General features: G+C 65.5%; 8 protein-coding genes. All 8 read left to right on the forward strand.

What is annotated here, in order from left to right; all coding sequences use genetic code 11:
- Positions 1-4 precede the first annotated feature (4 nt).
- Genes TU82_RS11320 through TU82_RS11355 form a run of 8 tightly spaced genes read left to right on the forward strand, consistent with a single transcriptional unit; the run spans position 5 to position 12,729 of the window.
- Positions 5-1,294, forward strand: coding sequence for a DotU family type VI secretion system protein (locus TU82_RS11320; protein ID WP_057723295.1), 1,290 nt, complete (start codon positions 5-7; stop codon positions 1,292-1,294).
- The gene (tssM, locus tag TU82_RS11325) at positions 1,291-4,791 is read left to right on the forward strand and encodes a type VI secretion system membrane subunit TssM (RefSeq protein WP_057723296.1); all 3,501 of its coding nucleotides are present in this window, start codon (positions 1,291-1,293) and stop codon (positions 4,789-4,791) included. The genes TU82_RS11320 and tssM overlap by 4 nt, the downstream gene beginning before the upstream one ends.
- Positions 4,788-5,441, forward strand: coding sequence for a type VI secretion system-associated protein TagF (gene tagF / locus TU82_RS11330; RefSeq protein WP_057723297.1), 654 nt, complete (start codon positions 4,788-4,790; stop codon positions 5,439-5,441). Before tssM ends, tagF begins: the two co-directional genes overlap by 4 nt.
- Positions 5,442-6,161, forward strand: coding sequence for a PP2C family protein-serine/threonine phosphatase (locus tag TU82_RS11335; RefSeq protein WP_057723298.1), 720 nt, complete (start codon positions 5,442-5,444; stop codon positions 6,159-6,161). It begins immediately after the preceding gene.
- Positions 6,158-9,136, forward strand: a complete 2,979-nt coding sequence (locus tag TU82_RS11340) for a serine/threonine-protein kinase (RefSeq protein ID WP_057723299.1) — start codon at positions 6,158-6,160, stop codon at positions 9,134-9,136. The genes TU82_RS11335 and TU82_RS11340 overlap by 4 nt, the downstream gene beginning before the upstream one ends.
- Entirely contained in the window at positions 9,136-9,840 is a 705-nt protein-coding gene (locus tag TU82_RS11345; RefSeq protein WP_057723300.1) for an ABC transporter ATP-binding protein, read from the forward strand. Before TU82_RS11340 ends, TU82_RS11345 begins: the two co-directional genes overlap by 1 nt.
- Complete coding sequence (locus tag TU82_RS11350) at positions 9,840-11,024, forward strand: ABC transporter permease (RefSeq protein ID WP_057723301.1); 1,185 nt, start codon at positions 9,840-9,842, stop codon at positions 11,022-11,024. Before TU82_RS11345 ends, TU82_RS11350 begins: the two co-directional genes overlap by 1 nt.
- A complete protein-coding gene (locus TU82_RS11355) occupies positions 11,017-12,729 on the forward strand; it encodes a formylglycine-generating enzyme family protein (protein WP_057723302.1) in 1,713 nt (570 codons plus the stop codon). Before TU82_RS11350 ends, TU82_RS11355 begins: the two co-directional genes overlap by 8 nt.
- Positions 12,730-12,790 lie beyond the last annotated feature (61 nt).

The raw sequence follows: 12,790 nt of genomic DNA on the forward strand, positions 1-12,790 counted from the left end.
CGCGATGCATCCCAATGATGATGACCGCACTCAGTTCATGCCGCGCCCGGGCGGCCGAGCGCCGGAACCTGCGCGCGCGGAGCCTGCGCCTTTGTCGATGCCGGCCGCGCCGATGCTCACCGGCAAAAGCCAGGGCCTCAACCCGCTGGAAAGCGCCGCCGGCCCGTTGCTGGCCTTGCTGACGCGCCTGCGTAACACCATCGCGCACCCGGCGCCGGCCAGCCTGCGTGCGCAATTGTTGGCCTATCTGCGCCAATTCGAAGAGCGCGCCGAAGCCGCCGGCGTGGCGCGCAACGAAGTGCTGCTGGCCCGTTACGCGCTGTGCACAGCGCTTGACGAAGCCGTGCTGAGTACGCCCTGGGGCAGTACCAGCGACTGGGGCAAACAGAGCTTGCTGATCACCGTGCACAACGAAGCCTGGGGCGGTGAAAAGGTCTTTCAGCTGCTCGACCATTGCCTGCAAAGCCCACGGGAACGCCTGTACCTGCTGGAGCTGCTGTACCTGTGCATGTGCCTGGGTTTTGAGGGCCGCTACCGCGTGATGACTGACGGGCGCAGCCAGTTGGAAGCCTTGCGCGAGCGCACCGCTGCGGCGATTCGCAGTGCCCGTGGCGAACACGAGCGTGAGCTGTCGCCGCACTGGCGCGGCGTGAGCGTGGCGCGGGATCGCCTGGCGCAATTCATGCCGCCGTGGATCGCCGTGGCGATCGGCCTGGCGTTGCTGCTGGCGTTGCTGTTTGGCCTGCGCATGAAGCTGGCGTCGGATGCGGAGCCGGTGTTCAAGAATATCCATGCCCTGGGCGAGATCCCGGTGCAGGCCATCGACCGTCCGGTGGCGCAACCGAAAGTGATCGAGCGCCCGCGCCTGGCCGGCTTTCTGGCCGAAGACATCAAGGCCGGGCGCGTGGCCGTGGAAGACAAGGTGGACCGCTCTGTGGTGACGATTCGTGGCGATGAACTGTTTGCGTCCGCCAGTTCCAGCATCGTCGATGACTACCAGCCGCTGATGCTGCGCATTGCCGACGCCATCCGCAAGGTCAAGGGCCAGGTGCGGGTCACCGGCCACAGCGACAACCGCCCGATTGCGACGTTGCGCTTCCCGTCCAACTGGGCGCTGTCCGAAGCGCGGGCCAAGTCGGTGCTGGAGATCCTCGCGGCCAAGACCGGCCAGGCCGAGCGCTTCAGCGCCGAAGGCCGCAGCGACACCGAGCCGTTGGCGACCAACAGTACTGCCGAAGGCCGTGCCCGCAATCGTCGGGTTGAAATCACCGTATTGGCGGAGGGCGTCGAGTGAAGGCGTTTTTCAGTTTCATGATTCGCTGGGTGATTCCCGTACTGGGGTTGATCGCCCTGGGCCTGATCATCTGGTTTGTCGGGCCGTTGCTCGACGTGCTGGTGCCCGAGGGACGCCGCTGGGCGCTGATCATCCTGGTGTTTGCGCTGTGGATTGCCTACCGCGTATTGCGCATCATCCAGGCTCGCCGCCAGGCCGCTGAAGTGATGCGCAGCCTGGCCGCCGAAACCCCGGCCGACCCCAATAGCGTCGCCACCGCCGAAGAGCTGTCGACCCTGCGCCAGCGCATGGACGAAGCCCTCACGCTGCTCAAGAAAGCCAAGCTCGGCGGCGATGAGCGCCGCAATCTGTATGAGCTGCCGTGGTACGTGATCATCGGCCCGCCGGGTTCGGGCAAGACCACCGCACTGGTCAATTCCGGGCTGCACTTTCCCCTGGCTGCGCAGCTGGGCGCGGGGGCGGTGCGCGGCGTCGGCGGCACGCGCAACTGCGACTGGTGGTTTACCGACCAGGCCGTCCTGCTCGACACCGCCGGCCGCTACACCACCCAGGACAGCAACTCCACGGTGGATAAGGCCGCGTGGCTGGGCTTTCTCGACCTGCTGAAAAAGCAGCGCTCGCGTCGGCCCATCGACGGCGCCTTCATCGCCATCAGCCTGTCGGACCTGCTACTGGGCACCGACGCCGAGCGCGCCGCCCATGCCGCCGCGATTCGCCTGCGCATCCAGGAGCTGTACACCCAATTGGGCGTGCGTTTCCCCATCTACCTGATGCTGACCAAACTCGACCTGGTGCCGGGCTTCATGGAGTTCTTCGACAACCTGAGCAAGGAAGAGCGCGCCCAGGTGTGGGGCATGACCTTTGCCCTCGATGACGGCAAGCACGGCGACAGCCCGCTGGCGCACTTGCAAAGCGAGTTCGCCGGCCTGGAGCAGCGCCTCAACGAACGTCTGGTGGAACGTCTGCAACAGGAACGCGACCCGGCGCGCCGCGATCTGATCTACGGTTTTCCGCAACAGTTCGGCGCTTTGAAAGACTGCCTGCAGAGCTTCCTTGAAGGTGTATTCAAACCCAATGCCTTTGAAGAGCGCGTGCTGCTGCGCGGCGTTTACTTCACCAGCGGCACCCAGGAAGGCAGCCCGATTGACCGCCTGATCGGCACCATGGCCCAGAGCATGAACCTGGATCGCCAGCACCTGGCGCGCCAGAGCGGCACCGGGCGCAGTTACTTCATCGAAAAACTCTTCACCGCCGTGGCGTTTGCCGAACGTGGCCTGGTGGGGGTGAATCCGAAAGTCGAGCGCCGCCGCAAGTGGATCGCCCGGGGTGTGCTCGCGGCGACGGTGGCCTTGGTGGTGGTGGTCAGCAGCCTGTGGTGGGTGAGTTATCGCGCCAATCAGGCGTATATCGCCCAGGTCGATCAGAAGGTCGCCCCCCTGGGCCAGACCGTGCAGAACCTGAGTCCGGCGCAACGTGACGTATTGGCCGTGCTGCCCTTGCTCAACGCGGTCAAGCACCTGGCCGGGGATTCGCCAAACTGGTCCGAAGGGCTGGGACTCTATCAGGGCGACATGCTCGAAGCCGAGTCCGCGAGCGTCTATCGCAAGCTGCTGATCGCGGTCTTCGCCCCGCGCCTGGTCACGCGCATCGAAGAACAACTGCACGGCGGCGGCAACTCGGACTTCCTTTATGAAGGCCTCAAGGCCTACCTGATGCTGGCCGACAACGAGCATTACGACCCGGACTTCATCAAGGCCTGGATCGCCCTCGACTGGGACCGCAACCTGCCGCGCGATCTGCCGGCCGATCAGCGCCAGGCCTTGACCGGGCATTTGCAGGCACTGTTTGACCGCCATCCACCGAATGCGCGTCTTGACCCACGGCTGATCGACGACCTGCGCCGCCAGCTGCAGCAACTGCCGGTGGCCCAGCGAGTCTACGACAGGGTCAAGCGCCAGAAGCTGCCCGAAGGTATTGCGGACTTTCGCCTCAACGAAGCGGCCGGCCGTGATGCCGCGCTGGTGTTCAGCCGCAAGAGCGGCAAGCCGTTGGGCGAGCCGTTGAGCGGGTTTTTCACCGCCAAGGGCTACCGCCAGGCGTTTTTGTTGAGCAGCCTGAACCAGACCGGCACCCTGGCTGAAGAGCAGTGGGTACTGGGCCAGGAACAGGCCGATCAGCAAAATGTGGTGAGCCTGGCCGCCGATGTGCGCCGCCTGTATTTCCAGGACTATCAGCGCCAGTGGGACGCGTTGCTCGCCGATATCGACTTTGTGCCGATCACCAGCGTGGCCCAGGCGGCCGATGTACTGCGGGTGATTTCCGGGCCCACCTCGCCGCTGAAAAAGCTGCTGGTGGCGGTGGCCAGGGAAACCGACCTGCAAGCCGAAGAGCGTCAATTGGCCGCCAAGGGCGTGCCGGTGGAGGGCGGCGTCGACAAGCTCAAGGAGCGCCTGGGCAGCCTGCTGGGCCAGGAGCAACCGAGCGCCAGCGCGCCCGCAGCGGCGGATGATCCGGTCACCGCACACTTTGCCGAACTCAACAGCATCGTCAGCAAAAACGAAGGCGAACCGGCGGCCATCGACGGCCTGCTGTCGGACATGAATGCGCTGTATGTGCAGGTCAGCGCCATGGTTGGGGCCAGCGGCGATGCGCTGCTCGGCGAGGCGAAGAACCAGGCGGCGGCTGCGGCCACGCGGGTCAGCCTGAATGCCGAGCGCCAGCCGCCGCTGGTGCAGGGCATGGTCAAGTCAGTGGTCAATTCCACCACCAACAGCATGATGGGCGGGGTGCGTAACCAGCTGAACGCGGCCTGGGTCAGCGAAGTGGTCAACGTGTACCGCCAGTCCCTGGCCGGGCGCTACCCGATGTCGCCCGGCAGTGCGCGGGACGCGACCCTGGATGACTTCGGCCAGTTCTTCGGCGTCGGCGGGGTGATGGACAACTATTTCCGCAAGTACCTGCAGCCCTACGTGGATACCTCGGCGCAGACCTGGCGCTGGCAACCGGGCGCGGCGCAGAAGCTGGGGATTGCACCCGGTGTGCTGCAAACCTTCCAGCGTGCCGCGACGATTCGTGACGCGTTCTTCCGGTCGGGGGGCACCCAACCCATCGTGCGTTTCGAACTCAAGCCCGTGTCGATGGACCCGACCATCACCCAGTTCCTGCTGGACCTCGACGGCCAGCAACTGAGCTACGACCACGGCCCGAGCCGCCCGGTGGCGATGCAATGGCCGAACCCCGGCAGCATTGGCGTGGTGCGTATTTCCATCATGCCGCCGGCGGCCAGCGGGCGTTCCGGTGTGACGCTGGACGGGCCGTGGGCCTGGTTCCGCCTGCTGGAGCAATCGGACCTCACCCCCGGCAACTCGCCGGACCGCTTCAACCTGCGCCTGCGGGTCGACGGTGCGAGCATTGCCTACGAGCTGCGCGCCAACAGTGCCTTCAACCCGTTCAAGAGCCGCGTGCTCAGCGGCTTCAGCCTGCCGGAGCGTCTATGACGACACTGGGTTTCTACGGCAAGTTGGCCAGTCGCGGGGATTTTGTCAGTCGCGCCTTGCCCCAGAGTTTTGTTGGCCCGTGGGACAGCTGGCTGGCGGCGGGGTTGCTCGCCAGCCAGAACAGCTTGGGCGGTGACTGGCTCAACGCCTACCTGGTCAGCCCGCTGTGGCGCTTTGTGTTGGCGCCCGGGGTGTGCGGGCCGGACGCGGCGGCGGGTGTGGTGATGCCGAGTATCGACCGGGTCGGGCGGTATTTTCCCCTGGCCGTGGTGGCGTTGCTTGATTACGACACCAACCCCGCCTCCCTGGTGGGCGGGCCGGATGGGTGGTTCGAGCAGGCCGAGGAGCTGCTGCTCGGCACCCTGGACAGCGGTGCGACCTTTGAAGGTTTCAGCGCCGGCCTCGACCGCCTTGGCGTGCCGGCGACCGAGCCGCGCGCACTCGACAGCCGCTTCGCCGGCCTGCAACGCGTGGCCGCCACCGTGCCCCATGGGCGCATGGCGGCGCTGGCCGAACAGGCCTGCGAAGGTGCCAGCCTGTGGTGGGGCCGGGGTTCGCAGCGAATTTCTCCCGGTTTATTACGGTGTCAGGGCTTGCCTGCCGCCAACGATTTTGCGCAGTTTCTGCTCGGACAAGAAGGTGTGGTGTAGATGGGGGCGACGTACAAATCCGCGAGCAAAAGCCATGTGGGCATGGTGCGCCAGGTCAACGAAGACGCGTGCCTGGACCTGCCGGAGAACCGCCTGTGGGTGGTGGCCGATGGCATGGGCGGGCACGCGGCGGGTGATTATGTCAGCAGCCTGATCGTCGACAGTCTGCGTGCGGTGCCGGTGGGGCGTTCCCTTGAGGAGTACGCGGCGGCCCTGCGCAACGACCTGATCCGCATCAACGCGGCGGTACGCGAAGAAACCGCCAACCGTGGCGTGACCATGATGGGCAGCACCGTGGTGGTGCTGGCTGCGCGCGGCTTGCGCGGGGTGTGCCTGTGGGCCGGCGACAGTCGCCTGTATCGCCTGCGCGACGGTGAGCTGGAAAGCCTCTCGCGCGACCACAGCTATGTGCAGGACCTGCAGGACAGCGGCCTGCTCAGCGAAGCCGATGCCCGCGTGCACCCACGGGCCAATATCGTCACCCGCGCGGTGGGCGTGGAAGCGCAACTGAACGTGGCGTCGGTGGAGCTGTTGATCGCCCCCGGCGACAGCTACCTGCTGTGCAGCGACGGCCTGACCAAGACCGTCGAGGACCATGAGATTGGCGAAGTGCTCGGCCATGACGCGCCGGATGAAATCGTGCGCAGCCTGGTGCACCTGGGGCTCAATCGCGGCGCGCCGGACAACATCACCACGATCGTCGTGAAGGTCTCGCCATGAAGATCGAGATCCCGGGCTATGCCATCGAGGGCGAAATCGGCGAAGGCGCCATGGCCAACGTCTACCTGGCGACCCAGCGCTCGCTGGAACGCAAGGTGGCGTTGAAGGTGATGGCGGCGGCCCTGGCGGCCGACCCGACGTTCTGCGAACGCTTCCTGCGCGAGGGCAAGACCCTGGCGCGCCTGTCGCACCCGCACACGGTGACCATCCATGACATCGGCAATGTCGGTGAGCTGTATTACATGGCCATGGAATACTTGCCCAACGGTACGCTCAAAGAACGCATCGCCGCCGGGTTGACTCCGGAGCAGGGCGTGACGCTGATCCGCCAGATCGCCTCGGCGCTCGGTTATGCCCATGCCCAGGGGCTGGTGCACCGCGACGTGAAGCCGGCGAACATCCTGTTCCGCGCCGATGGCACGGCGGTGTTGTCGGACTTCGGTATCGCCAAGTCCCTGGACGACCGCACCCAATTCACCCAGGCCGGCTTCGCCGTGGGCACGCCGAGCTACATGAGCCCGGAACAGGCACGCGGCCAGGAGATCGACGGGCGCGCCGACCTGTATGCGCTGGGGGTGGTGCTGTACGAGATTCTGGTCGGCGAGTTGCCCTACCGTGGAACCGATGCGCTTTCCACGGCACTCGCGCACCTGACTGAGCCGTTGCCGGAATTGCCGGTGCACCACGGCCGTTACCAGCAAGTGCTGCGCAAGTTGCTGGCCAAGGACCCGGCGGAGCGTTTCGCCGATGCCGACGCATTAGTGCGGGCCCTGGACAACCTGCCGGCGGACTCGCCGGAGGCCACCTTGGTGCGGCCGCTGCCGATTCCACTGAGTTTTGACCTGGCCGGCATCACGCCTGTCACCGTCGACATACCCACCGACAAACCGCAGCCGCAGCCGATAGTGCGCCAACCGGTCGTGACGCCAACGCAGCACAACGCCCCGTCCGAACAGCGCCGTGGGCCGGTGTTGGCACTGGCCGCCGTGGCTGTTGCGGTGGCATTGGCCATTGGTGGTGCCAGCTATTGGTGGTTGAGCGGCAGCGATGAGCCTGCCCAACCACCGGCTGCCGTAGTTCCCAAGGTGACGCCGCCCGTGGCCGTCGCTGAAGTGGACGGTGGTCAACGACCGTTGCTGATGGCAGGCAAGAAAACCCTGTTCCAGCGCGTGCTCAGCAAGCCCGGCGCCAAGCTTTCCAACGAGGCGGGCAGCGCGCCGGGCAAAGCCTTGCCAGCGTTTTCGGTGCTTTATGTGTACCAGCGCAAGGATATCGACGGCAGCCCTTGGGTGCGTGTCGGCGCCGCCACCGATGGGCGCAGCGACGGTTGGTTGCCGGCCTCCCAAGTCAGCGACTGGAAACAAAGCCTGGTGCTCAAGTTCACCGAACGCTCGGGGCGTGCGCCAGTGATGTTCCTGCGTCAGTCCGGCGAGGTGGAAAAACTGCTGGCCGATCCGGCTGCGGCGAAAAGCGCGTTGGCCAAGGCGCAGAACAACCGTGAGGACAACCAGCAAGTCCTGGCCCTGGAACCCACCGCCAGCGCGGTGCCGCAAAACCAGTTCTACCTGTTGCCGATCTTTGATTCCAAAGAGAGCTTCGACGAAAACGGCCAGCCGGTGCAGTTGCTCAATGTCGCCTCCATCGACCCTGGCAGCAGCGCAGTCGCCAAGCCTTCGACGCCCGCAATCAGTGCCCATGCCGACGCTTTCCGTACCGCCGTGGTGCTGGTGGTCGACACCACCGTGTCGATGCAGCCCTATATCGACCAGGTGCGTGACGTGGTGCACGAACTGCAAACGCGCATTGCCGAGCGCGGTGAGTTGGACAGCGTCAGTTTCGGCCTGGTGGGCTTTCGCAACAGCATCAAGAAAACCCCCGGCCTGGAATACGTGGCCAAGACCCTGATCACCCTCGACCAGGGCCGCGACCCGCAGCGCTTCCTCGACCTGGCGCGGCAGGTCAAGGCCTCGACCGTGTCCAGCCACTCGTTCAACGAAGACGCGTTCGCCGGAGTGATGCAGGCGGTGGACGGCATGGACTGGTCCGGCTACGGCGGGCGCATCATCCTGCTGGTCTCCGATGCCGGTGCATTGCGTAAGAACGACCCGTTCGCGGCCACCCAGATGAACGAAGCCGAAGTGCGCCAGGCGGCGCTGGGCAAGCAGATCAAGATCTACGCGCTGCACCTGCGCACCGATGCCGGCAAGAAAACCCACGCTGGCGCCGAAAGCCAGTATCGCGTCCTGACCGCCGACGCCAACCCGCAGATCGGCGACCTGTACACGCCGGTGCCGGGTGGCGATGTGCGCAAGCTGGGCGAGCGCGTCGATGAGATCGGCACGGTGTTCGCCAACCTCGTGCACCAAGTGCGCAGCAACACGCCGCAGCCGGTGCCGTTGCTCAGTGCCGCGCCGAGCCTGGCGGACAAGTCCGCAGCGGTCGGCTATGCGATGCACATGGACTTCCTCGGTCGCAAGACCGCGAGCCAGGCCCCGCAACTGGTCAGCGCCTGGACCGCCGACCGCGACCTGACCAACCCGGCGCTGCCGGCGTTCCAGGTGTGCGTGATGCTGACCAAACTGCAGCTGAACGATTTGCAGCAGTCGCTGAAATTGATTGTCGATGCGGCGCGCAAGACCCAAAGCTCGCCCAAGGACTTCTTCCAGGAAATCGCCAGCGCCTCGGCCTATATGAGCCGTGACCCGCAAGCGCTGCGCAAGGGCGGCAACCTGGCCGACGGCGGCCTGTTGGGCGAGTACCTGGAGGGGCTGCCGTATCGCAGCAAATCGCTGAACATGACCCAGGACCTGTGGTTGTCGTTGAGCGTGGCCGAGCAGGAAGATTTTATCGACGAGCTGGATTCGAAAATCCGCCTCTACGAAACCTTCCACAATGACCTGGCCAACTGGGTGCGGTTCGGTGATGCGGAACCTGGCGATGCGTTGTACCGCGTACCGTTGTCGACGCTGCCGTGATGCTGAGCCTGAACGCGGTGCACAAGAGCCGGGGCGTCGGCAGCCAGCGCTATAGCCTGGTGATTCCGGCGCTGCACTTGCGCTCGGGTGAGCAACTGGCGATTGTCGGGCCCAGCGGCTGCGGCAAGAGCACCTTGCTGGACATGCTGGCGCTGGTGCTGGCGCCGGACCGGATCGGGCAGTTCGAATTCAACCAAGTCGACATTGATGGGCTGTGGCGCGCCGACCGGCAAACCGATCTCGCCCGGTTGCGCAGCCGGCATCTGGGCTATGTGCTGCAAACCGGCGGGCTGCTGGCGTTTCTCGATGTGCGCGGCAATATCGCCTTGTCCCGGCAGTTGCTGGGTTTGAAGGACGACGGCAGCGTGACGCGCCTGGCCGAGCAGCTGCAAATCGGCGATCAACTGGACAAGCGCCCGGCGGCGCTGTCGGTGGGCCAGCGCCAACGCGTGAGCTGCGCCCGCGCCCTGGCCCATGCGCCGCAGCTGGTGCTGGCCGATGAGCCGACGGCGTCCCTCGACCCGCTCAATGCCGAGCGCGTGATGCAGGCGCTGCTGGCCCAGGCCCGTGAACACCGCGCCGCCTGTGTGATCGCCACCCATGACGAACCCTTGGCCCGCGCCAGTGGCTTGCAGGTGCGCCGCATCGGTTGCCGTCGCGATGCCGACGGCGGTGTCACGGCGACGCTCGGGGAGGCCTGCTGATGCGCATCGGCCTGGTTGCGTCGCTCGCCTGGCAGGACTACCGCAACGATGCGTGGCTGTCGGCCTGTTCGGTGCTGGCGCTGGTGGCGGTCATCGCGCCGTTGCTGGTGTTATTTGGCCTGAAATTTGGACTGGTTGGCAGTTTGACCCAACGCCTGGAGACCGACCCCGCAACCCGTGAAATTATTCCGTTGGGCGGCGGTCGATTCAGCAGCGCTTTCGTCGAGCAGCTAGGGCAGCGCAGCGAAGTGGCATTTGCCATACCGCGTACGCGGCAGATTGCGGCGACCGCGCAGGTGGGCGCCCTGGTCCTGGAAATGCTGCCGACCGCGTCGGGCGACCCGCTGCTGGCCGGCTTGCCGATACCTGAGGGCCTGGACCAGATTGTGCTCAGCCATACCGCCGCCGAGAAGCTCGCGGCGCGGCCCGGCGATTGGCTGGAGGTGCGCTTTACGCGGCAACTGGCGGGGCGCGTCGAGGCCCAGCGAGTGCGGGTGCTGGTACGGGCGGTATTGCCGTTGGAAGCCTTCGCCCGTGACGGGCTGTTTGCGGACCTGGCGTTGCTGGAGGCGGTGGAAGATTATCGCGATGGTCGCGCAGTGCCGGCGTTGGGATGGGAGGGTGACGCCGTGGCGGTGGGTGAGCAGCGGGTGTACCCGGCGTTTCGCTTGTATGCGCGCGCGCTCACTGACGTTGAACCGCTGCGCCTCTACTTCGCCGGGCAGAATCTGCTGGTGTCGACCCAGGCGCAGACCATCGCCCAGGTGCAGTCGTTGAGTCGCAACCTGTCGATCGTCTTTTGGATCATTTGCGGGTTGGCCCTGGCCGGTGCGTTTGCGGCGATCTTCGCCGGCGCGTTGGCGGCGGTGGCGCGCAAGCGTCGGGAATTGTCAGTGTTGCGCCTGTTGGGATTTTCCACCGCCGCGCTGTTGTTGTTCGTGATGCTGCAGGCGCTCTACAGCGCGAGTGTTGCCGCCGTGCTCAGTGCCGGGCTGTATGGCCTGGCCGAAGCGGGTTTGAACCGATTATTCGTGCAGGTGCCGGGCGAGTACGCCAGTCATCTGTTGGCGCGTCACTACGGCCTGGCCCTGCTTGCCGTGCTCGGCGTCAGCGCCTTGGCGGCGGCCTGTGGGGGTTGGCGAGTGGCGCGTATCCAGGCTTCTGAAGGAATCAGAGATGTTTAAGTTACTGGGCGCCTGTGTGGCGCTGAGCCTGGCCTCGCTGGCCTGGGCCGATGAGGCAAGCGACAAGCTCGACAACCCCAAGCCGTTGCCGGACGACGTGAGCCTGCCGTTGCCGTGCGAAGGCCAGATGGTGTTTCGCTACGCCTATGTATTGGCCCAGGGCACCCTGGACGACCGCGAGGTCAGCCTCGGCTATCCCTTTGCCGAAGGCGAGGCGGGCTACCAGCAGTCGTTTATTTCCGGTTACCGGCGCGACTTCATCAACGGCCAGTTCACCCTCAAGGATCTGCCCAAGGACTGGAGCAAGGTCATCGCGCCGCTGATGCCGAAGACCGACGCCAAGACCCCGCTCAAGCCCATGCTGTACTTCATCGGCAAGTACGAGGTGACGGCCCGCCAGTACGCCCAGGTGATGTCCCAGGCGCAGTCCCTGGCCAGCGGCGAGCCGGTCCCGGCCTGTGATGCGCCTGAGGGCATGGCCGGGCGTTTGCCCAAAGTGAAATTGTCGCGTTTCGAGGCCGAGCGGTTCTCGGCGGTGTACAGCGCCTGGCTGATGAAATACCACCGCGAGCTGCTGCCGGTGAGCGGTCGCGGTGACTCGGCCGAAGACGGCGGCCTGGGCTTTGTGCGCCTGCCCACCGAAGTGGAATGGGAGTTCGCCGCGCGCGGTGGCCAGGCAGTGAGTCGCCAGGATTTGGAAGGGCGTCTGTTCCCACGCCGCGTCGAGGGCAGTGAAAGCGACGGGCCACTGGGCGATTACGCCGTGTTCAACCAGGTCGCCGGTGGCACCGGGCAGGCAGCGCGGTTGATGCCCATCGGCACCAAACTGCCCAACCCGATCGGTATGTTCGACGTGATCGGCAATGCGGCGGAAATGGTCCAAGAGTCCTTCCAGTTGGTGCACGCCGGGCGCCGCCAGGGCACCTATGGCGGCTTCGTGGTCAAGGGCGGCAATTACCTGGAGGGTGAAGGCACGTTATTCACCGGCATGCGCCGCGAGTACCCGCTGTTTGCCGCCGACGGCACCGAGCAGAGCAACGAGACCACCGGGTTTCGCGTGGCGATTGGCGCGCTGTCGGCGCCGCGTTCGCGCTACAAGGAGCTGTTCGCGCAGTGGCAGAAAGAAGGCCGCCTCGCCTCGCTGACCGACGCTATCGACGACGCCCAGGACCCGACCAAGCGCCTGGACAGCATCATTGCCGCCAGCGTCGACCCCAAGCTGCAGGCTGAACTGGGGCTGGTCAACGAAGAACTCAAGCGCAACGTTTCGCTGATCGCCCAGCAGCGCGAAGAAGCGGCGGGCAACCTGATCCAGTCTGCGGCATTGGTGGCCGAGACCATCAGCAACTACAACATCCGCCTGGCCAACCTGCAGAAAAGTCGCCAGCAGGCTGTGGATAACAAGGACACGGCCAGCGCGCAATTATTCGACATGGCCATTGCCAACGGGCGCAGCGCGCTGGAGGGCGCGGTGGCGATTTATATCGACAACCTGGCCACCGGCACGCGCTACACCGATGCGGTGATCCAGGCCCAGTTTCAACGGATCAAGGAAGAGTTGGATCGCAAGCCGGTGCTCGGCAAGAGCCTGGTGACGCGCGCAACACTGTTCGTTCGCCATGTCGGCAACTACCGCAAGCAACAGCGGGCCGACCCGGCAACGATCTTGAAGGAATTGCTCGCAGCGAGCGGTCAGCGGTCTTGATCGTTGGCTGTCCGGCGAGCTTGGAAGGGACTCAGACGGCGGTGGGCCGTGCTGGGCAAGT

This window comes from Pseudomonas orientalis (assembly GCF_001439815.1).
GTDB classification, from domain to species: Bacteria; Pseudomonadota; Gammaproteobacteria; order Pseudomonadales; family Pseudomonadaceae; genus Aquipseudomonas; species Aquipseudomonas orientalis.

Excerpts from the sequence above, each read along its gene's own strand:
- TU82_RS11320 (WP_057723295.1), top strand. The coding sequence starts at position 5 with ATGCATCCCAATGATGATGACCGCACTCAGTTCATGCCGCGCCCGGGC.
- tagF (WP_057723297.1), top strand. The coding sequence starts at position 4,788 with ATGACGACACTGGGTTTCTACGGCAAGTTGGCCAGTCGCGGGGATTTT.
- TU82_RS11335 (WP_057723298.1), top strand. The coding sequence starts at position 5,442 with ATGGGGGCGACGTACAAATCCGCGAGCAAAAGCCATGTGGGCATGGTG.
- TU82_RS11340 (WP_057723299.1), top strand. The coding sequence starts at position 6,158 with ATGAAGATCGAGATCCCGGGCTATGCCATCGAGGGCGAAATCGGCGAA.
- TU82_RS11345 (WP_057723300.1), top strand. The coding sequence starts at position 9,136 with ATGCTGAGCCTGAACGCGGTGCACAAGAGCCGGGGCGTCGGCAGCCAG.
- TU82_RS11350 (WP_057723301.1), top strand. The coding sequence starts at position 9,840 with ATGCGCATCGGCCTGGTTGCGTCGCTCGCCTGGCAGGACTACCGCAAC.
- TU82_RS11355 (WP_057723302.1), top strand. The coding sequence starts at position 11,017 with ATGTTTAAGTTACTGGGCGCCTGTGTGGCGCTGAGCCTGGCCTCGCTG.